The 20,540-nt window shown below is 71.0% G+C and carries 18 protein-coding genes; 12 read left to right on the top strand and 6 right to left on the bottom strand.

Annotated features, from left to right (window positions below):
* Positions 1 to 80: 80 nt before the first annotated feature.
* The 3 genes from groES (at position 81) to RH861_RS10610 (ending at position 3,064) form a co-directional block, all read left to right on the top strand.
* Positions 81 to 377, top strand: a complete 297-nt coding sequence (gene groES, locus RH861_RS10620) for a co-chaperone GroES (protein ID WP_067944992.1) — start codon at positions 81 to 83, stop codon at positions 375 to 377.
* Between the two features lie 176 nt (positions 378 to 553).
* On the top strand, positions 554 to 1,504 hold the full coding sequence (gene rarD, locus RH861_RS10615) for an EamA family transporter RarD (RefSeq protein WP_310520959.1): 951 nt from the start codon (positions 554 to 556) through the stop codon (positions 1,502 to 1,504).
* Between the two features lie 255 nt (positions 1,505 to 1,759).
* The gene (locus RH861_RS10610; protein ID WP_067944994.1) at positions 1,760 to 3,064 is read left to right on the top strand and encodes an ABC transporter substrate-binding protein; all 1,305 of its coding nucleotides are present in this window, start codon (positions 1,760 to 1,762) and stop codon (positions 3,062 to 3,064) included.
* A gap of 575 nt (positions 3,065 to 3,639) precedes the next feature.
* On the opposite strand, the gene RH861_RS10605 is transcribed toward RH861_RS10610, so the two are convergent.
* From RH861_RS10605 to RH861_RS10590, 4 genes are read right to left on the bottom strand one after another with little or no spacing between them, the layout of a single operon-like run.
* Complete coding sequence (locus RH861_RS10605; protein WP_067944996.1) at positions 3,640 to 4,410, bottom strand: ABC transporter ATP-binding protein; 771 nt, start codon at positions 4,408 to 4,410, stop codon at positions 3,640 to 3,642.
* Positions 4,397 to 5,311 carry an ABC transporter ATP-binding protein gene (locus RH861_RS10600; protein WP_310520958.1) on the bottom strand — a complete coding sequence of 305 codons (915 nt, stop codon included), beginning with the start codon at positions 5,309 to 5,311 and terminating at the stop codon, positions 4,397 to 4,399. Before RH861_RS10600 ends, RH861_RS10605 begins: the two co-directional genes overlap by 14 nt.
* Positions 5,301 to 6,281, bottom strand: a complete 981-nt coding sequence (locus RH861_RS10595) for a branched-chain amino acid ABC transporter permease (RefSeq protein ID WP_067944999.1) — start codon at positions 6,279 to 6,281, stop codon at positions 5,301 to 5,303. Before RH861_RS10595 ends, RH861_RS10600 begins: the two co-directional genes overlap by 11 nt.
* A 12-nt stretch (positions 6,282 to 6,293) precedes the next feature.
* Entirely contained in the window at positions 6,294 to 7,574 is a 1,281-nt protein-coding gene (locus tag RH861_RS10590; protein WP_374760986.1) for a branched-chain amino acid ABC transporter permease, read from the bottom strand.
* Between the two features lie 297 nt (positions 7,575 to 7,871).
* Between RH861_RS10590 and guaB the strand changes: the two genes are divergently transcribed.
* The gene (gene guaB / locus RH861_RS10585; RefSeq protein WP_310520956.1) at positions 7,872 to 9,374 is read left to right on the top strand and encodes an IMP dehydrogenase; all 1,503 of its coding nucleotides are present in this window, start codon (positions 7,872 to 7,874) and stop codon (positions 9,372 to 9,374) included.
* Positions 9,375 to 9,404: 30 nt separating this feature from the next.
* Here guaB and RH861_RS10580 read toward each other — a convergent pair whose 3' ends face one another.
* The gene (locus tag RH861_RS10580; protein ID WP_310520955.1) at positions 9,405 to 10,571 is read right to left on the bottom strand and encodes a MalY/PatB family protein; all 1,167 of its coding nucleotides are present in this window, start codon (positions 10,569 to 10,571) and stop codon (positions 9,405 to 9,407) included.
* A 139-nt stretch (positions 10,572 to 10,710) separates the two neighbouring features.
* Between RH861_RS10580 and RH861_RS10575 the strand changes: the two genes are divergently transcribed.
* The 5 genes from RH861_RS10575 to RH861_RS10555 all read left to right on the top strand — a co-directional run bounded on the left by RH861_RS10575 (position 10,711) and on the right by RH861_RS10555 (position 17,309).
* The gene (locus RH861_RS10575) at positions 10,711 to 12,411 is read left to right on the top strand and encodes an ABC-F family ATP-binding cassette domain-containing protein (RefSeq protein ID WP_310520954.1); all 1,701 of its coding nucleotides are present in this window, start codon (positions 10,711 to 10,713) and stop codon (positions 12,409 to 12,411) included.
* Between the two features lie 9 nt (positions 12,412 to 12,420).
* Entirely contained in the window at positions 12,421 to 13,548 is a 1,128-nt protein-coding gene (locus tag RH861_RS10570) for a GuaB3 family IMP dehydrogenase-related protein (protein ID WP_248599162.1), read from the top strand.
* A gap of 103 nt (positions 13,549 to 13,651) precedes the next feature.
* Entirely contained in the window at positions 13,652 to 15,382 is a 1,731-nt protein-coding gene (locus RH861_RS10565; protein ID WP_067945011.1) for a glycerol-3-phosphate dehydrogenase/oxidase, read from the top strand.
* An 89-nt stretch (positions 15,383 to 15,471) separates the two neighbouring features.
* Complete coding sequence (locus RH861_RS10560; RefSeq protein ID WP_310520953.1) at positions 15,472 to 16,266, top strand: SURF1 family protein; 795 nt, start codon at positions 15,472 to 15,474, stop codon at positions 16,264 to 16,266.
* Between the two features lie 158 nt (positions 16,267 to 16,424).
* Complete coding sequence (locus tag RH861_RS10555) at positions 16,425 to 17,309, top strand: S1C family serine protease (protein ID WP_374760985.1); 885 nt, start codon at positions 16,425 to 16,427, stop codon at positions 17,307 to 17,309.
* 20 nt (positions 17,310 to 17,329) lie between these two features.
* On the opposite strand, the gene RH861_RS10550 is transcribed toward RH861_RS10555, so the two are convergent.
* The gene (locus RH861_RS10550) at positions 17,330 to 17,740 is read right to left on the bottom strand and encodes a VOC family protein (RefSeq protein ID WP_310520951.1); all 411 of its coding nucleotides are present in this window, start codon (positions 17,738 to 17,740) and stop codon (positions 17,330 to 17,332) included.
* An 86-nt stretch (positions 17,741 to 17,826) separates the two neighbouring features.
* On the opposite strand from RH861_RS10550, the gene RH861_RS10545 reads away from it, so the two are divergent.
* The 3 genes from RH861_RS10545 to guaA are packed head-to-tail and all read left to right on the top strand — an operon-like array spanning position 17,827 to position 20,526.
* A complete protein-coding gene (locus tag RH861_RS10545; RefSeq protein WP_310520950.1) occupies positions 17,827 to 18,447 on the top strand; it encodes a TetR/AcrR family transcriptional regulator in 621 nt (206 codons plus the stop codon).
* 10 nt (positions 18,448 to 18,457) lie between these two features.
* Entirely contained in the window at positions 18,458 to 18,952 is a 495-nt protein-coding gene (locus tag RH861_RS10540) for a DUF3817 domain-containing protein (protein ID WP_248599166.1), read from the top strand.
* Positions 18,949 to 20,526 carry a glutamine-hydrolyzing GMP synthase gene (guaA, locus tag RH861_RS10535; RefSeq protein WP_310520949.1) on the top strand — a complete coding sequence of 526 codons (1,578 nt, stop codon included), beginning with the start codon at positions 18,949 to 18,951 and terminating at the stop codon, positions 20,524 to 20,526. Before RH861_RS10540 ends, guaA begins: the two co-directional genes overlap by 4 nt.
* Positions 20,527 to 20,540 lie beyond the last annotated feature (14 nt).

Here is a 20,540-nt window from a genome sequence, read left to right as displayed (position 1 = left end):
GCCAGAACCGCCCTAGACTCCTGTTAGCACTCTCATTCAGAGGCTGCTAACCCCAGTCTTCGTCAAGAAAGAGGTCAACCGTGTCGGTTTCCATCAAGCCGCTCGAGGATCGCATCGTCATCAAGCAGGTCGAGGCCGAGCAGACCACCGCGTCGGGTCTGGTCATCCCCGACACCGCCAAGGAGAAGCCCCAGGAGGGCGAGGTCGTGGCCGTGGGCCCGGGCCGCATCGACGACAACGGCAACCGGATCCCGCTCGACGTGGCCGTCGGCGACAAGGTCATCTACTCCAAGTACGGCGGCACCGAGGTGAAGTTCGGCGGCGACGAGTTCCTCGTCCTTTCGGCCCGCGACGTGCTCGCGGTCGTCGTCCGCTAGTCGGTCCGACAACCTCCGCGGCCCGGATGCCACACGGCATCCGGGCCGCGTCGTCGTCTCCGGCGGGGAATCGTCCCCGGCGCCGACCGGTGCGGGACCGCCTGCGGCGGGATGTCGACGAATTCCGGCAGTCCCCCAGCGTCGGTCGTGTCGGCCGCCGAGCGTAGGCTTTCCCGGTGAGCACCGCACCCACCGTCGCCGACGCCCGCCCCTCGCCCGCGGGCGTGAGCCGGAGCGGGCTCGTCTACGCCGTCGCGGCCTACGGGCTCTGGGGATTCCTGCCGATCTACTTCATCGCCCTGGCGCCCACGGGACCGGTCGAGATCGTCGCCTGGCGCATCCTGCTCTCGCTCGTGTTCTGCGCCCTCCTCATCGCCGTCACGAGGTCCTGGCGGGCCTTCCGCGCGCTGCTGCGCGACCGCCGCGTCGTGCTGACGATGGGGGCCGCCGGCGCGCTCATCTTCGTCAACTGGCTCACCTACGTCTTCGCCACGCTCAACGGGCAGGTCGTCGAGGCCGCGCTCGGGTACTTCATCAACCCGATCGTCACCGTCTTCCTCGGGGTGATCGTCCTGCGCGAGCGCCTCAACGCGACGCAGTGGACCGCCGTCGGGATCTCGATCGTCGCGGTCGTCGTGCTCGCCGTCGGCTACGGGCAGTTGCCGTGGATCGCGCTCGTGCTCGCCTTCAGCTTCGGCTTCTACGGGCTCATCAAGAAGCGGGTGGGCCACCGGGTCGACGCCGTATCGGGACTGACGCTCGAGACCGCATGGCTCGCCCCGTTCGCCGCCGTGCTGCTCGTGATCGTGGGCGCGACCGGCGCCATGACGATGGGAACGGCGGGGGTGTGGCACACGGTGCTGCTGCTCGCCGCCGGGGCCGTGACCGCGATCCCGCTCCTGCTGTTCGCCGCCGCATCGCGCCGGCTGCCCCTGACCTACATGGGCTTCATCCAGTACTTCGCGCCCTTCATCCAGTTCCTGGTCGGCGTGGTCGTGCTGCGCGAGCCGATGCCGCTCGAACGGTGGATCGGGTTCGGGCTGGTCTGGGTCGCCCTCGCGGTGCTCACGTTCGATCTCCTGCGGGGGGCTCGCGCCCGTCGTGCGGCGGCCGTCGAGCCCGTCTGACCCGCCCCCGATCGGGGGGTCCGAGCACGGCCGCGGGCCGGATTCCGCTTTGCCGGAAGCGTGCGCGAACCGGCTGGTCGACGCGGGTTTCGTGCGCAGAACGTCGCATGCGCGGCGAGGACGTCGCGAAGCGGTGGGTGTTACCGGGTTGTGATCCGATGTCCTTGTTTCCGCATTGGCCGGGCAATACTGTCAAAACCATCGGTGTCGCAAGGCACCGGGAAGTGTCCCAATCCTTCAGTCCCAAGGAGCAACATGAGCGTATTCGCGAAGGCACGGGCCTCGCGCTCGGGTCGCGCAGCTTGGACGGGCATCGCCATCGCCGGCGTCAGTGCCCTCCTCCTGACCGCGTGCAGCACGGGCGGCACCAGCGAGCCCGAGGAGTCCGAGGCGCCCGCCGAGACCGGCGACGCCCAGCCCATCGAGGCGGGCGAGCGCGACCTCACCCTCAAGGTCGGCACGATCCTCCCGCAGTCGGGTGCGCTTGCGTTCCTCGGCCCGCCCGAGGAGGCGGGCGTGGCGCTCGCCGCGCAGGACATCAACGACGCCGACCTGGGCCTCCAGGTCGAGGTCGTCTACCGCGACTCCGGCGACACCACGACCGACACCGCGACCGTCTCGGTCACCGACCTCCTCTCGCAGGACGTGTCGGCGATCATCGGCGCCGCCTCGTCGGGTGTGTCGAAGACCGTCATCGACCAGATCGTCGCCGCGGGCGTGGTGCAGTTCTCGCCCGCCAACACGTCGGCCGACTTCACCAACTACGACGACAACAACCTGTACTGGCGCACGGCTCCGTCCGACGTCCTGCAGGGCGAGGTGCTCGGCAACCTCATCGCCGAGGACGGCAACGCCACGCTCGGCATGATCGTCCTGAACGACGCCTACGGCACGGGCCTCGCGCAGTTCACGCGCGACGCGTTCGAGGCCGCGGGCGGCGAGGTCGTCGCCGAGGCGCTCTTCAACGAGGGCGACTCGAGCTTCGACGCGCAGATCTCCGAGGTCACGGCGGCCAACCCCGACGCGATCGCGCTGATCACGTTCGACCAGGCGAAGATCATCACGCCGGCCCTCGTCGGCAGCGGCTACCCCGGCGACAAGCTGTACTTCGTCGACGGCAACCTGTCCGACTACAGCGCGGACTTCGCGCCCGGCCTCGTCGCCGGCTCGAAGGGCACGCTGCCCGGTCTCGACGTGGGCACCCTCGGTGACTTCACCGACCGCCTGCTCGAGGTCGACCCGGCCCTGCAGGACTACAGCTACGCGGCTGAGTCCTACGACGCGCTGGTCCTCATCGCGCTCGCGGCCTACGCGGCCAACAGCGTCGAGGGCACCGACATCGCGTCGTACCTGCGTCAGGTGTCGGGCGGTTCGGGCGAGGGCGAGAAGGTCGACACCTTCGCCGCCGGTGCCGAGGCGCTCGCCGAGGGCAACCAGATCGACTACGACGGCCCGTCCGGCCCGGTCACGTTCGACGAGAACGGCGACCCGACCGAGGCGACCATCGGTATCTTCCAGTACCTGGACGACAATACGTACGAGCGCATCGGCGACGGCTGATCCACTCGCACACGAAGGGCCCCGGCTTCCAGCCGGGGCCCTTCGGCGTGTCGAGGGGGTCGGAGGTCGGAGGCGGCGTCAGGAACCTGACGCGGGGCACCACCCCACGCAGGAGGAGTGACCGGGGCGCACTTCAGCGGAGTCAGCCGCCGTCGACGGTGGCGCGCGGTGGCGGGACCGCACGCGGCCCCACAGGCCCGCACGCGCCCGCGCGGGCCCCGGCCCCGCACGCGCCCGCACGCGTCCGGGCGGCCCCGCACGCGCCCGCACGTCCCCGCACGGGGCCGCCCGGCCCGCGCGCGGGCCCCGGCCCCGCATGCGGCCACACGCGCCCGCACGGCCCCGCACGCACCGCACGCGGCCGCCCCGGAGATGTCCGCTCGTCCCCTCTCGACGCGCTCAGCGCCCCGCTGGTGGGCCCGTGAGTCCTCCGCTGGTCCCGGGTGCGACACACGGCCTCGAACGCGACGTCGGTCCGTGCGGCCTCCGTGGTGGCCCCGGTCTCCGGGCGCAGACACACGAACGGGGCGGAGGATGCCGCAGCATCCCCCGCCCCGTCGTGTGCGAGTACGGTCCTACTCGTCCGTCCCGAGCGTGCCCAGGTAGAGCCCGATCACCTTGGGATCGTTGAGGAGGTCGCGACCGGTGCCCGTGTAGGCGTCGCGGCCCTGGTCGAGCACGTAGCCGCGGTCGCAGATCTGCAGGCAGCGGCGTGCGTTCTGCTCGACCATGATGGTCGTCACTCCCGCGCGGTTGATCTCCTTGACCCGGAGGAACGCCTCGTCCTGACGCACCGGCGAGAGGCCGGCGCTCGGCTCGTCGAGCAGCAGCACGTGCGGGCCCATCATGAGCGCCCGCGACATCGCGACCATCTGGCGCTCGCCGCCCGACAGCGAACCGGCGCGCTGGCCGAGTCGCTTCTTGAGGTCCGGGAAGATCTCGGTCACGAACTCGAGCCGGTGCTTGAGGTCCTTGGGCTTCTGGAAGACGCCCATCTCGAGGTTCTCCTGGATGGAGAGCGAGGGGAACACGTTGTTCGTCTGCGGAACGAACCCGACCCCCTTGGCGACCAGCTTGTTCGCCTTGAGGTTGGTGATCTCCTCGCCCTGCAGGAAGATGCCGCCCTCGCGGACCTTCACGAGACCGAAGATCGACTTCAGCAGCGTCGACTTGCCGGCGCCGTTCGGCCCGATGATGCCGATGAGCTCGCCCTCGCGGGCGGTCAGCGAGCAGCTGTTGAGGATGTTGACGCCCGGCAGGTAGCCGGCCGTGACGTCCCGCACCTCGACGACCATGTCGCCCGTGGGCTCGAGCACCGGGCTCGCGGTGGGTTCACTGTTCGTCATCGATGAGCTCCTTGATCGCCTCGACGTGGCCGGTGTCGGTCGAGCCGAGGTCCGTGTCGTGGTGGGCGCCGAGGTAGGCGTCGATCACGGCCTGGTCCTGCATGACCTCGTGCGGGTCGCCCTCGGCGACCACGCGGCCCTCGGCCATCACGATCACCCAGTCGGCGATGTGACGGACCATGTGCATGTCGTGCTCGACGAACAGCACGGTCATGCCCTGGGCCTTGAGGTCGAGGATGTGGTCGAGCAGCGACTGGGTCAACGCCGGGTTGACGCCGGCCATCGGCTCGTCGAGCATCACGAGGGTCGGGTCGCTCATGAGCGCCCGCGCCATCTCGAGGAGCTTGCGCTGTCCGCCCGAGAGGCTCGCCGCGTAGTCGTCCTTCTTCGCGTCGAGCTTGAACCGCTTGAGCAGGTCCTGCGCCTTGTCCTCGATCTCGCGATCCTGCTTCCGCCACAGCGACGGGATCAGTCCGCGGAAGATGTTCTCCCCGGTCTGGTCCTTGGCGCCGAGCTTCATGTTCTCCATGACGGAGAGCAGGCCCAGCGACTTCGTCAGCTGGAACGTGCGGATCAGGCCCATGCGCGCGACCCGGTAGGCCGGGATGTGCGCGAGCGAGCGGCCCTCGAAGGACCAGTCGCCCGTGTCGGGCTTGTCGAAGCCGGTCAGCAGGTTGAAGAAGGTCGTCTTGCCGGCACCGTTCGGCCCGATGAGCGCCGTGATGGCGTTGCGCGGGATCTCGACGTGCTCGACGTCGACGGCCGTGAGGCCGCCGAACGTGCGCTTGACGCCGTCGGCGATGAGGATCGGGTCGACCTTCTTGACGCCCGGGGCGGGGTCGCCGACGTGGAGCCCGGTCGACTTGACGGGCTTGGCCTTGGGTGTGATTTCACTTGACAAAAGCAAGCTCCTTCTTGTTGCCCAGGATGCCCTGTGGCATGAACACCACTATCAGCATGATCGCCACGCCGACCAGGATGAACCGGAGCTGCCCGGCCTGCACCTGCGTCATGAACGGCAGCCACCCCGCCTCGACGGCTCGGGCGATGAAGCCCGAGAAGAACGACAGCAGCACCCAGAAGACGATGGAGCCGAGGATGGGCCCCAGGATGGTCGCGGCCCCGCCCAAGAGGAGGATCGCGTAGATGAAGAACGTCAGCGTCGGCTGGAAGTAACTCGGCACGACCGCGCGTGGCATCACGAAGATGATGCCGGCGACGGTGCCGAACAGGCCGCCCAGGATGAGGCTCTGCATCTTGTAGGAGTACACGTTCTTGCCGAGCGCGCGCACGGCGTCCTCGTCCTCGCGGATGCCCTTGATGACGCGGCCCCAAGGGCTGCGCATCAGGAGCCACGTGAGCAGCGCCGCGAGGATCACGACGATCCATCCGAGGATGAGGAAGAACCACGCCCGGTCGCTGAACACCCACGGGCCGAAGCCGTAGCGTCCGTCGGGGAGCGGGTTCAGCGTGAGCAGGTCGCGCTGGTACTCCGAGAGGCCGTTCGCCGAGCCCGTGACGGGGGCGAACTCGTTGGTCGTGAACGTCAACCGCAGCACCTCGGCCGCGGCGATCGTCACGATCGCGAGGTAGTCGGCGCGCAGCCGCAGCGTCGGGATACCCAGGATGAGTGCGAAGATCACCGACGCCAGCAGCGACGTCAGGAGGCAGGCCCACCACGGCCAGCCGAGCTTCAGTGCCGGGATGGCGTACCCGTAGGCGCCGAGCAGCATGAAGCCCGCCTGTCCGAAGTTCAGCAGGCCCGTGAAACCGAAGTGGATCGCGAGACCCAGTGCGGCCAGTGCATAGGCGGCGGTGGTCGGGCTGATCAGCTCGACGGCCGCGTTTCCGAAGATTGCTCCCCAGTCCATGTCGTCGCCCTCCTATCCGATTCGCTCTCGACGACCGAGGATGCCCTGCGGTCGGAACAGCAGCACCACGATCAGGATGACCAGGGCGCCCACGTACTTCATGTCGCTCGGCAGCCACAGCGTGGAGACCTCGACGAACAGGCCCACGATGAGCGAGCCGACGAGGGCGCCGAACGCCGTGCCCAGCCCGCCGAGCGTGACCGCGGCGAACACGAGCAGGAGGATCTGGAAGCCCATGTCCCAGCTGACGCCGGGGCGGAAGTAGGCCCACAGGATGCCGGCGAGGCCGGCCAGCAGCGCGCCGAGCACCCAGACGATGCGGATGACGCGGTCGACGTCGATGCCGCTCGCCGAGGCGAGGGGCGCGTTGTCGGAGACCGCGCGCGTGGCCTTGCCGATGCGGGTGCGCAGGAGGAAGAAGGCCACGGCGAGGAGCACCACGATGCTCACGCCCATGCTGACGAGGTCGACCCACGACAGCGCGACCGCGCCGAAGCGGATGTCGGACGGCAGCGTCGCGCCCGGGAGCTGGCTCGTCGAGCCGCCGTAGAAGAACTGGTACGTGTACCGGAGGGCGAGCGAGAGGCCGATGCTGACGATCATCAGCTGGATCAGGCCGACCCCGCGTCGTCGCAACGGCTTCCACAGTGCGGCGTCGAGCGTCCAGCCGAGCGCCGCGCTGAGCACCAGCGCCACGATGATCGCGAGCCACAGCGGCCACGCCAGGTTGACGCCGAAGGTCAGCACCATCAACGCACCGAAGGTGATGAGCTCCGCGTGCGCGAAGTTCGACAGTCCGGTCGTGCCGAAGATGAGCGAGAGGCCGATGGCCGCGAGCGCGAGCAGCAGGCCGAAGTTGAGGCCGCTCACCACGCGCTGGACCACCTGGTCGAAGTAGTTGACGGTGACCCGCTGGCCCTCGCCGAGGAAGAAGTTCACCGCCTTGCGCTTGGTCAGGCCGAACTCGGCGGTGACGGTGTCCTGCCCTTCGAGCACGACGACGCCTTCGGGGAGCGTGTCCTGGTCGAGGGTGACCTCGTACTCCGCCTTCTCCGGCACGCCGATCGTCCAGCGCCCATCGGCGTCGGTCTCGGTGTCGGCATCGAATCCGTTGCCCTCGACGGTGATGAGCACGCCCTCGAGCGCCTCACCCTCGAACTGCACGTTCCCGGTGAAGAAGTACTCGTACTCCTCCTCGGCGGCCGGATCGTCCGTACCCCCTTCGTCCGCCACCGCAGGGGACGCTGCGATGCCGGACAGAGTGAGTGCGGAGATCAGTATTCCGAGGAGGATGAGCCACCTCCCGCGAGAACGTGTGGGGACTGTTCGCGTGGGTTCCACTGCACCTCCAAAGGTCCCGACCGCGGGTGGGGTCGGGATCTGGCTTCCTGACGACGACGCCGTCGACAGTACGTGCCGATTATGTCCCAAGTGTTTCGCACGAGAGCACAAACGGCCCTCGATTGTTATCCGGGGAATGCCGACGGCGCAAACTCGCTTAACATCGATGTACCGCACCGACGCTCGGACCCGGCAGATCCGCCGGGTCGACGGCTCGTGCGCCCGACTCCACACACACGAAGGGGCGACATGGATCAGGCAGATCCGTTCGGTTTCACCGGGCTCACCTACGACGACGTCCTGCTCCTGCCGGGGCACACCGACGTGATCCCGAGCGAGGCCGACACGAGTTCTCGCCTGACGAAGCGGATCACCGTGGCGACGCCGCTGCTGTCCGCCGCGATGGACACGGTGACCGAGGCCCGGATGGCGATCGCCATGGCCCGCCAGGGCGGCATCGGCATCCTGCACCGCAACCTGTCGATCGCCGAGCAGGCCGACATGGTCGACCGCGTGAAGCGCAGCGAGTCGGGCATGGTGTCGAACCCCGTGACGACGACCCCGGATGCCACCGTGGCCGAGGTCGACCAGCTGTGCGCCACCTACCGCGTCTCGGGCCTGCCCGTCGTCGACGCCCAGGGCATCCTCGTCGGCATCATCACCAACCGCGACATGCGGTTCGTCTCCGACTTCGAGAAGCCGACGACCAAGGTCGCCGACGTCATGACGCGGATGCCGCTCATCACCGGACGCGTCGGGATGGACCCCGACGAGGCGATCGCGATCTTCGCGCAGCACAAGGTCGAGAAGCTCCCGCTCGTCGACGAGCAGGGCCGGCTGACCGGGCTCATCACGGTGAAGGACTTCGACAAGTCCGAGCAGTACCCCAACGCCACGAAGGACGCCGAGGGCCGGCTGCGCGTCGGCGCGGCGATGGGCTTCTTCGGCGACGCGTGGGAGCGCGCCGAAGCGCTGCGCGACGCGGGCGTCGACGTGCTCGTCGTCGACACGGCGAACGGCGAGTCGGCGGGCGTGCTCGACATCATCCGGCGGATCAAGGCCGACCCCACGTTCGCCCACATCGACGTGATCGGCGGCAACGTCGCGACCCGCGAGGGCGCCCAGGCGCTGGTGGACGCGGGCGCGGACGCCGTGAAGGTCGGCGTCGGCCCGGGTTCGATCTGCACGACCCGCGTGGTCGCGGGCGTCGGCGTGCCCCAGGTCACGGCGGTCTACGAGGCCTCGAAGGCGACCAAGCCGGCCGGCGTGCCGCTCATCGCCGACGGCGGCCTCCAGTACTCGGGCGACATCGCGAAGGCGCTCGTCGCGGGCGCCGACACCGTCATGCTCGGTTCGCTGCTCGCCGGCACCGCCGAGAGCCCGGGCGAACTCGTCTTCCAGAACGGCAAGCAGTTCAAGACGTACCGCGGCATGGGCTCGCTGGGAGCGCTCCAGACGCGCGGCAAGAAGACGTCGTACTCGAAGGACCGCTACTTCCAGGCCGACGTGCCGAGCGACGAGAAGCTCATCCCCGAGGGCATCGAGGGCCAGGTGCCGTTCCGCGGCCCGGTGTCGGCGGTCGCGTACCAGCTCGTGGGCGGCCTCCGTCAGTCGATGTTCTACGTCGGCGCGCGAACGGTCGAGGAGCTCAAGGCGAAGGGTCGCTTCGTTCGCATCACGCCCGCCGGGCTGAAGGAATCGCACCCGCACGACGTGCAGTTCGTCGTCGAGGCGCCGAACTACACGAGGTAGGTCTCGATACGCGCCGGCCTGCGGCCGGTGCTACTCGACCGCCGATCCCCGGGCCTCGGCGAGGCGCGTGATCGCCTCCGAAAGCACCTCGGGCGAGCATGCGAGGTTGAGCCGGGCGTGCCCGCGCCCCGCTTCGGCGCCGAACATCGGTCCGTTCGCGAGCGCGACGCGGGCCCGCTCGAGTGCGACGGCGGCGGGGTCGTCGCCCCAGCCGAGCGCCGAGAGGTCGAGCCACGCGAGGTAGGTGGCCTGCGGCATCCGGTACCGCACCTCGGGGAGCTCGTCGGCGAGGAGGTCGGCGAGCAGGCGCCGGTTGTCGTCGATCGAGCCGAGGACCCCGTCGAGCCAGCGGCCGCCGTGCCGGAACGCCGCGATCGACGCGATCGCACCGAACTGGCTCATCCGCCATTCCACCTCGTACGGGAACGCCGTGCGCACCGCGTCGCCGCGCTCGCTCGCGCTCAGCACCAGCGCCGCCTTGAGGCCGGCGATGTTGAACGCCTTCGTGGCCCCGGCGACCGCGACGCCGTGCTCGCGGGCGGCATCCGACACCGTCAGGAACGGCACGTACGGCGTCTCCGGCTGCGCGAGCGGCCCGTGCACCTCGTCGGACACGATCACGGCGTCGAAGCGCGCCGCGAGGTCCGCCAGCGCGGCGAGCTGCTCGCGCGGGTGCACGAGCCCCACCGGATTGTGCGGGTTGCACAGCACCATCGCGCGCGCACCCGCGGCGAACGCCGCCTCGATGCCGTCGAGGTCGAGCGCCCAGCCCTCGTCGATGCCGCCCGCGAGGGGCACCTCGACGACCGCGCCGCCCGCCTCGGTGACGAGGTCGAAGAACGGGGGGTAGATGGGCGGGTTCACGATCACGCCCTCGCCGGGGGAGATCACCTGCCGGAGCACCTCGACGATGCCCATGCTGACGTCGGCCGTGCAGGTCACGCGGGCCGGGTCCGGCTCCCAGCCCAGACGCGCCGCCGCGAACTCGGCGAACGCGTCGGCGACGGGCCGACTGCCCGAGTTGTAGCCCGTGTCGGATCGGCGCACGGCCGCGTGGAGCGCCTCGGCGATCGGCTCGGCGAGCGGGTAGTCCATCTCGGCGACCGGCAGCGGCAGCACGTCCGGGTCGTAGGAGCGCCACTTCGCGCTGGTGCGGGTGCGGAGCTGGTCGAGCGGGTCGGCGGCGACGCGATGCATGGCCCCCAGCCTGCCGCACCGGGTCGTGCGGCGACAGGGTGGCGGGCAGGCGTGCCGCGGCATCCGTCGCTGTGTATTCTGGTCGGCTGCCCGATCGGGCGCCGCGGCGGATGCCGCGTCCCGAACGGATCGCACACCCATGGGCTTCATCGACGTCAACGGCGTCTCCTTCTCGCTGCCCGACGGCCGCCCCCTGCTGTCGGATCTCGCCTTCCGCGTCACGGAAGGGCGCACGACGGCCCTCATCGGCCAGAACGGGGCAGGCAAGACCACGCTCCTGCGCATCATCCGCGGTGACGTGCGGCCCGACGAGGGCAGCGTGCAGGTCGACGGGGGACTCGGGGTCATGGACCAGTTCGTCGGCCGCGGGGAGGTCGTCGACGGCGTCGACCGCACCGTGCACGGGTTGCTCGTGTCGGTCGCCCCGACGCGAGTGCGGGCGGCGGCCATCGAGCTCGAGCGGGCCGAGAACGCGCTCATCGAGACGGATGACACGGCCGCGCAGATGCGGTACGCGTCGGCGCTCGCCGAGTACGCCGAGGCCGGCGGCTACGAACAGGAGGTGCTCTGGGACCACTGCACCACGGCCGCGCTCGGCGTGCCGTTCGAGCGCGCGAAGTGGCGCGAGCTGTCGACGCTGTCCGGCGGCGAGCAGAAGCGGCTCGCGCTCGAGGCGCTGCTGCGCGGACCGGAGCAGGTGCTGATCCTCGACGAGCCCGACAACTCGCTCGACGTGCCGGGCAAGCGGTGGCTCGAGCAGCAGCTGCGGGCCACCCCGAAGACGGTGCTGCTCGTGTCGCACGACCGGGAGCTGCTCGCGCGGGCGGCCGACCGGATCGTGACCCTCGAGGCGGGCGGCGCGGGCAGCACCGCGTGGGTCCACGGGGGTGGCTTCCGGGGCTACCACGAGGCCCGAGAGGAACGGTTCGCGCGGCTCGACGAGCTGCGCCGGCGATGGGACGAGCAGCACGTTCAGCTGAAGCAGCTCGTGCAGAACCTCAAGGTGAAGGCGACGTACAACGACGGCATGGCCTCCCGCTACCAGGCGGCGCTCACGCGGCTGCGGAAGTTCGAGGAGGCCGGTCCGCCCGAGGAACGGCCGCCCGCGCAGGCGCTGTCGATGCGCCTGCGCGGATCCCGCACGGGCAAGCGCTCGGTCGTGTGCGAGCGGCTCGAGCTGACCGGCCTCATGAAGCCCTTCGACCTCGAGGTCTGGTACGGCGACCGCGTGGCGGTGCTCGGGTCGAACGGCTCGGGCAAGTCGCACTTCCTGCGCCTGCTCGCGGGCGGCGGCAGCGACCCCGACGCGGCGAAGGGCCACGTGACGGATGTCGGCGCGACGCTCGCTCGCGTGCCGCACACGGGTTCGGCGGTGCTCGGCGCCCGCGTCGTGCCGGGCTGGTTCGCGCAGGGCCACGAGCTGCCCGGGCTGCGCGGACGCACGCTCCTCGACATCCTGCACCGCGGCGACGCGAACCGCGACGGCATGGCCCGCGAGGGGGCGAGCTCCGCGCTCGATCGGTACGGGCTCGCGGCATCCGCCCAGCAGCGCTTCGACGACCTGTCGGGCGGCCAGCAGGCGCGGCTGCAGATCCTCCTGCTGGAGCTGTCGGGCGCGACCCTGCTGCTGCTCGACGAACCGACCGACAACCTCGACCTGGTCTCCGCGGAGGCGCTCGAGGACGCGCTGTCGCGGTTCGACGGCACGGTGCTCGCGGTCACCCACGACCGCTGGTTCACGCGATCGTTCGACCGGTTCCTGGTGTTCCGCTCCGACGGCGAGGTCGTCGAGACGGATCAGCCGGTGTTCGACGAGGCGCGCGTGGCGCGCGCTCGGTAGGGTTGAACGGTGACTCAGGAGATCGAGATCGGCCGCTCCAAGCGGGGCCGTCGCGTGTACGCGTTCGACGACATCGCCATCGTGCCGAGCCGGCGCACGCGCGACCCGGAGGACGTGTCGGTGTCGTGGAGCATCGACGCCTACCAGTTCGACATCCCCTTCCTCGCGGCACCCATGGACTCCGTCGTCTCCCCGCAGACGGCGATCATGATGGGCCAGCTCGGCGGCATCGGCGTACTCGACCTCGAGGGCCTCTGGACCCGGTACGAGGACCCGGAGCCCGTGCTCGCCGAGATCCGGAACCTGCCCGACGACCGGGCGACCGCGCGCATGCAGGAGCTGTACTCCGAGCCGATCAAGCCCGAACTCGTGACCCAGCGCCTCGCCGAGGTGCGGGCGGCGGGCGTGACGGTCGCCGGGGCGCTCTCGCCGCAGCGCACGCAGGAGCTCTACGAGACGGTCGTCGCGGCGGGCGTCGACCTGTTCGTGATCCGCGGCACCACGGTGTCGGCCGAGCACGTCTCCAAGAACCAGGAGCCCCTGAACCTCAAGAAGTTCATCTACGAGCTCGACGTGCCCGTCATCGTGGGCGGCGCGGCCACCTACACGGCGGCGCTCCACCTCATGCGCACCGGGGCGGCCGGCGTCCTCGTCGGGTTCGGCGGGGGTGCGGCGTCCACGACGCGCACCGCGCTCGGCATCCACGCGCCGATGGCCACGGCGGTGGCGGATGTCGCGGGTGCGCGCCGCGACTACCTCGACGAGTCCGGCGGCCGGTACGTGCACGTCATCGCCGACGGCGGCGTCGGTGCGGCCGGCGACATCGTGAAGGCGATCGCGTGCGGTGCCGACGCGGTCATGCTCGGTGCGGCCCTCGCCCGGGCGACCGATGCACCCGGCGGCGGATGGCACTGGGGGCCCGAGGCGCACCACGCCAAGCTGCCGCGCGGCGAGCGCGTCCAGGTGGGCCAGGTCGCCCCGCTCGAGGAGATCCTGTACGGCCCGGCGCCCGGCGCCGACGGCAAGGCGAACCTCGTCGGCGCGCTGCGCAAGTCGATGGCGACGACCGGGTACTCCGACCTGAAGGAGTTCCAGCGCGTCGAGGTCGTCGTCGCGCCCTACCACCACACGGTCTGACGGCGCACCCCCAGCGGATTCCATGGTGCCCGCGCGACCGGCTCGGGTAGCGTGGGGGACGACGGGCGGCACCGCCGCGGTCCGCCCGGGATGGGGAGCGACGATGGCGAGACTGAAGTCGGTGACGCGTTCGAACAAGCTCGGACCCGAGGAGCGCGAGGCGGCGATCGCCCGCCTGAAGGACAAGGAACTCGACATCCTCGTCGTCGGCGGCGGCATCGTGGGCACGGGCGCCGCGCTCGACGCGGTGACCCGCGGGCTGTCCACGGGGCTCCTCGAGGCGCGCGACTGGGCCTCGGGCACGTCGAGCCGGTCGTCCAAGCTCGTGCACGGCGGCATCCGTTACCTCGAGCAGCTCGACTTCCGGCTCGTCCGCGAGGCGCTCATCGAGCGAGGGCTGCTGTTGCAGCGCATCGCCCCGCACCTGGTCAAGCCCGTGCGGTTCCTCTACCCGCTGAAGCAGCGGCTCTTCGAGCGCCTGTACATCGGCGCGGGCATGCTGCTCTACGACATCTTCAGCTACTCCGGCGGCGGGCACCCGGGTGTGCCGCACCATCGCCACCTCACCAAGCGGCAGGTCCTGCGCGCCGCGCCGTCGATCGCGCCGAGCGCCCTCATCGGCGGTCTCACGTACTACGACGCGCAGGTCGACGACGCCCGCTACGTGGCATCCCTCGCGCGCACCGCGTCGTTCTACGGCGCGCACGTCGCGAGCCGGGTCAAGGTCGAGGGCTTCGTCAAGGTCGGCGAGCGGGTCGTCGGCGTGAAGGCGCACGACCTGCAGACCGACGAGCACTTCGAGATCCGCGCCAAGCAGGTCGTGAACGCGACGGGCGTGTGGACCGACGACACCCAGCGCATGGTGGGGGAGCGCGGCACGTTCAAGGTGCGCGCCTCGAAGGGCATCCACCTCGTCGTCCCGCGCGACCGGTTCCAGTCGAACATGGGCCTGCTGCTGCGCACCGAGAAGAGCGTGCTGTTCGTCATCCCGTGGGGTCGTCACTGGCTCATCGGCACGACCGACACCGACTGGAACCTCGACAAGGCCCACCCGGCCGCGACGGCCGCCGACATCGACTACCTCCTCGAGCGGGTCAACGAGGTGCTCAACGTGCCGCTCACCCGGGAGGACGTGGAGGGCGTGTTCGCGGGCCTCCGGCCGCTCCTGGCGGGCGAGAGCGACGAGACGTCGAAGCTGTCGCGCGAGCACATCGTGGCGCACACGGTGCCGGGGCTCGTCGTCGTGGCGGGCGGCAAGTGGACCACGTACCGGGTGATGGCGAAGGACGCCATCGACGCCGCGGCCGACGCCCTCGACGGCAAGGTGCCGCCCTCGACCACGCAGCGCATCCCGCTGCTCGGTGCCGAGGGCTACCAGGCGGCCTGGAACAAGCGCGGCAAGATCGCGCGGGCGTTCGGGGTGCACAAGGTGCGCATCGAGCACCTCCTCAACCGGTACGGCACGATGACCGACGACCTGCTCGACCTGATCCGCGAGCGGCCGGAACTCGGCGAGCCCCTGCCGGGTGCCGACGACTACCTCCGCGCCGAGGTCGTGTACGCCGCATCCCACGAGGGAGCGCTGCACCTCGACGACGTGCTCGCGCGACGCACGCGCATCTCCATCGAGGCCTGGGACCGCGGGGTCTCGGCCGCGCCGGTCGCCGCGAGGCTCATGGCGGAGGTGCTCGGCTGGGATGCGGCTCGCGAGGCGCTCGAGGTCGAGCGGTACGAGCAGCGGGTGCAGGCCGAGATCGCGTCGCAGCAGCAGCCCGACGACGAGTCGGCCGACCGGGTGAGGCTGGAGGCGCCCGACATCGTCCAGGTCGACTGACCCACCGGTGGCCGAGGAGCACCGAGGGCGCGTACCGACACCCCGCTCGCAGGGAGCGCGCATCCGGCGCCGATAGAATCGCGCACGACATGCTCCGGATGATGCTGCGCCCGCGGTGGGTGCTCGCCCTGCTCGCCGCGCTCGGCATCGCGGCGGCGTTCGCGACCCTCGCGCAGTGGCAGGTGAGCCGCGCGGTCGAGGAGGCCAAGGTCGTCGAGCGTCCCACCGAGCAGGTCCGGCCGCTCGCGGAGGTCGTGGTGCCGGACGCCCCGACCGAACAGGCGGCCACCGGCCAGCGCGTGTCGGTGCGGGGCATGCTCGTCGCCGGCGACACCGTCCTCGTGCAGGGCCGCGTCAACGACGGCGCCACCGGCTGGTGGGTGGTCGCCCACCTCGAGGTGACGGATGCCGCGCCCGGCGGTCTCCCGGTCGCGCTCGGGTGGACGCCCGACGAGGCGACGGCTCGCGAGGCGCTCGCCGAGGTCGACGCGGCCGCGCGCTCCGGCGGGGATGTCGAGGTCGTCGGCCGGTTCCTGCCGAGCGAGGCGCCCATCCAGCCCGAGGACGACGAGGACCCGCAGGTCATGCGGACCGTGGCGGTCGCGCATCTCATCAACCTGTGGGAGGACTACGACGAGCGGCCCGTGTACTTCGGCTACGTCACGGCCGCCGAGCCGGTCGCCGGTCTCGAGGCGATCTCGTCGCCGCCGCCCGAGCAGCAGGCCGAGCTGAACTGGCTCAACGTCTTCTACGCCATCGAGTGGATCGTCTTCGGCGGGTTCGCCGTCTACCTCTGGTACCGGCTCGTGCGCGACGCGGTCGAGCGCGAGCGCGAGGAGGCCGCCGAGGCGGCGGCGGCGAGCGAGGCGGCGGCGCGGGACTGAGCGACGTTCCGCCTGCGGCGAACTCCGGCAGCGGCATCCGCTCACGGGGTGAGGATGCCGGTGTGAGCGATGACGACCGCACCCGGCTCGACGGGACCCCGGATGGCGAGCCCGCGCACGAGCACGACGAGGACCCCCTCGACGCGTACTCGCGGGTCGTGACGCGCGTGGCGCGCGAGCTGCTTCCGAGCATCGCGAGCCTCGCCGTCCGATCGGGGCGCGGCCAGGGCACCGGCAGCGCGAGCGTGGTGTCGGCCGACGGGGTGCTGCTCACGAGCGCGCACGTCGTCGCCGGCGCCGACCGGGCCGAGGCCGCCTTCGGCGACGGCACCGCCGTGACCGCCGACGTGATCGGCCGCGACCCGCTCTCCGATCTCGCGGTGCTGCGGGCGCGCGGTCCCGTGCCGCCTCCGGTGCCGTTCGGCGACGCGCGTGAGCTGCGGGTCGGCCAGCTCGTCGTCGCCGTGGGCACGCCGTTGGGGCTCGCCGGCAGCGTCACCGCGGGCATCGTGTCGAACCTCGGGCGTTCGCTGCCGACGGCTGCCGGCCGGGTCGTCGACGAGGTGATCCAGACGGATGCCGCGCTGAATCCCGGCAACAGCGGGGGAGCCCTCGCCGACGGGCGTGGTCGCATGGTCGGCGTGAGCACGGCCGTCGCGGGCGTCGGGCTCGGCCTCGCGGTCCCCATCAATCCGGCCACCCGGGCGATCATCGACGCCCTCGTCAGCCGCGGGCGCGTGCGCCGCGCGTGGCTGGGCATCGCCGGAGCCCAGGTCCGGCTGGCGCCGGAGCTCGCGGAGCGGGTGGGCTCGCCGACGGGCCTGCAAGTGACCGCGGTGGTGGCCGGGAGCCCGGCCGAGGCCGCCGGCATCCGGCCCGGCGACATCGCGGTCACCCTCGACGGCACCGGCATCGTGACGGCGACCTCGATCCAACGGCTGATGGTCGAGGACGCGATCGACCGCGAGGTCGAGATGACCCTGTGGCGCGGCGGCGCGCTCGTCGACGTCTTCGTGGTGCCGCGCGAACTGGTGGGCGCCTGATCGCCTCGGCGGCCGACCCCTCAGGCGTCGCGGCCGAACGCGGCGAGGAACTCGGGGGCGGGTTCGATCTCGGTGATCACGTCGACGAGTACGCCGCCGGGGTCGCGCACGATCACGTGGCGCTGCCCGAACGGCTCGCTGCGGAGTGGCTGGACCACGGGGACGCCGGCCGCCTCGAGTCGCGCCGCGACCGCATCGACGTCGTCGAGCTCGAGGTTCACCAGGACGCCGCGGGCGGGCGTGCCGTAGCCCGGCGGGACCGACTCGTGCGCCGGATCGAGCAGCGCGAGCTCGGTGCCGGAGCCGGGGTGCCGGAGGCTCACGTACCAGTCGGACTCGAACGTGGCCTCGAACCCGAAGTGGTCGCGGTAGAACCGCGAACTCGCCTCGACGTGCTCGGAGCACAGGACGGGGTAGGTCGATCGGAGCATCGCTTCCTCCTTTGATACATACAGTGTGTATGTATCTCAGCGTGGCTGACATACAGTGTGTATGTCAAGACGCGGGAGGACCGGGCATGGCGACCAAGGCCGAGCAGCGCGAGCGCACGCGCGAGGAGATCCTGCGCATCGCCACGCGCCGGTTCGCCGAGTCAAGCTACGCCGGGGTCGCACTCGAGGACCTCGTCGCCGAGGCGGGCCTGACCCGCGGCGCCCTGTACCACCACTTCGGCAGCAAGCAGGGCCTGTTCGCCGCCGTCGTCGAGCGGGCGCAGTTCGCCGTCGCCGAGGCCGTGGAACGCGCGGCGGCCGCCGACGTCGCCCCCCTCGAGGCGTTCCTCGCGGGATGCCGCGCGTTCCTCGAGGCGAGCCTCGCGCCCGAGGTGCGGCGCATCCTCCTCGTCGACGGGCCCGCGGTGCTCGGCTGGGGCGACTGGCGGGACGGCGACCTGGAGTCGAGCGCCCGACTGCTCGACGCCGGAGTGGCGGAACTCGCCGAAGCCGGGGTCATCGGATCGGCCTCGCTCGGCACCGTGACGACCATGATCTCCGGGGCGCTCAACGAGGTCGCCATCGCCAATGCGACCGCCGCCGAACCCGAGCGAGGCATCGACGACGCCGTGACGACCCTCGCCCGCATGATCGCGGGCCTCGCGCCCGCGGCCGACCCGGGATTCGCCCAGCCGCCCGGCCCGTAGACTGGAGGGCATGCCCCTCGAGCCCAAACCGGCTGATTTCCCGCGCATCCGCGGGGCGTTGAAGTTCTACATGATCGCCTCGGTCATCACCGGCACCATGCTGCTGCTGCTGTGCGCCGAGATGCTGCTCAAGTACGTGTGGTTCCTCGAGCTCTACGCGTTCGGCCCCAACGGCCTGCTCTCGCTCGAGCCGGTCGTCGAGACCCCCGAGGGCCTCGAGTCCACCGGCGTCGGCGTGAACCTCTCGACCGGCATCCTGATCGCCCACGGCTGGTTCTACGTCGTATACCTGTTCAGCAACTTCCGGCTCTGGAGCCTCATGCGCTGGCCGTTCTGGAAGCTGCTGCTGCTCGCCTCGGGCGGCATCGTGCCGTTCCTGTCGTTCATCCTCGAGGCCCGCATCGGGCGCGAGGTCCGCGAGTACCTCGCGAAGCGCGAAGCGGATGCCGCGGCCGCGCGTGCATCGTCCGACCCCGACTCCGAGCCCGTGGAGGCCGCCCAGTGAGCGAGACCCAGCAACGTCCCGTCCTCGTCGTCGACTTCGGTGCGCAGTACGCGCAGCTGATCGCCAGGCGCGTGCGCGAGGCATCCGTCTACTCGGAGATCGTGCCGCACACGATCACCGCCGACGAGGTGCGCGCGTTGGACCCGATCGGGATCGTCCTGTCGGGTGGCCCGTCGTCGGTCTACGAGGAGGGCGCGCCGCAGCTCGACCCGGGCGTGCTGCAGCTCGGGGTGCCGACGCTCGGCATCTGCTACGGCTTCCAGGTCATGGCGCAGCAGCTCGGCGGCGAGGTCGCCCACACGGGCCGTCGCGAGTACGGGGCGACCGCCGCGACGGTGCGCACTGACGACGGCAACGCGCTGCTCGGCGGGCAGCCCGAGCACCAGACGGTGTGGATGAGCCACGGCGACTCGGTCGCCGTCGCGCCCGACGGGTTCGAGGTGCTCGCCTCGACCGCCGACACCCCCGTCGCCGCCTTCGCGCACGACGAGCAGGGCTTCTACGGCGTGCAGTGGCACCCCGAGGTCAAGCACTCGCCGTTCGGCCAGGCGGTCATCGAGAACTTCCTCCACCGCGCGGCGGGCATCCCCGCCGACTGGAACTCCGGCAACGTGATCGCCGAGCAGGTCGCCCGCATCCGCGAGCAGGTCGGGCCCGCCCGGGTCATCGCGGGACTGTCCGGCGGCGTCGACTCCGCGGTCGCCGCGGCGATCGTCCACGAGGCCGTCGGCGACCAGCTCGTCTGCGTCTTCGTCGACCACGGGCTGCTCCGCAAGGACGAGCGCAAGCAGGTCGAGGTCGACTACGTGGCCGCCACCGGCATCCGGCTGGTCACGGTCGACGCGGCCGACACGTTCCTCGCCGCGCTCGCCGGGGTCACCGACCCCGAGGAGAAGCGCAAGATCATCGGGCGCGAGTTCATCCGCGCGTTCGAGCGCGCCGAGCGCGACCTCGTCGCCGAGGCCGCGGCTGACGGCGAGCCCATCCGCTTCCTGGTGCAGGGCACGCTCTACCCCGACGTGGTCGAGTCGGGCGGTGGCGCCGGCACGGCGAACATCAAGAGCCACCACAACGTCGGCGGCCTCCCGGAGGACCTGCAGTTCGAGCTCGTCGAGCCGCTGCGGACCCTGTTCAAGGACGAGGTGCGCGCGATCGGTCGCGAGCTCGGCCTGCCCGAGGCGATCGTGGCGCGGCAGCCGTTCCCCGGGCCGGGGCTCGGCATCCGCATCGTCGGCGAGGTCACCCGCGAGCGGCTCGAGGTACTGCGCGAAGCGGATGCCATCGCCCGGGCGGAACTGACCGCCGCGGGCCTCGACCACGAGATCTGGCAGTGCCCCGTGGTGCTCCTCGCCGACGTGCGCTCGGTCGGCGTGCAGGGCGACGGTCGCACCTACGGCCACCCGATCGTCCTGCGGCCCGTGTCATCCGAGGATGCGATGACCGCCGACTGGACCCGACTGCCGTACGACGTGCTCGCGCGCATCTCGAACCGCATCACCAACGAGGTGCCCGACGTGAACCGGGTCGTGCTCGACGTCACGTCGAAGCCGCCGGGCACCATCGAGTGGGAGTGACGTCGCGGAGGTGA

It is taken from the genome of Agromyces indicus (assembly GCF_031432295.1).
In the GTDB taxonomy this organism is placed as follows: Bacteria; Actinomycetota; Actinomycetes; order Actinomycetales; family Microbacteriaceae; genus Agromyces; species Agromyces indicus.
Note: the sequence above shows the minus strand (reverse complement) of the source record. Positions and strands in the feature narration are given on the sequence as shown.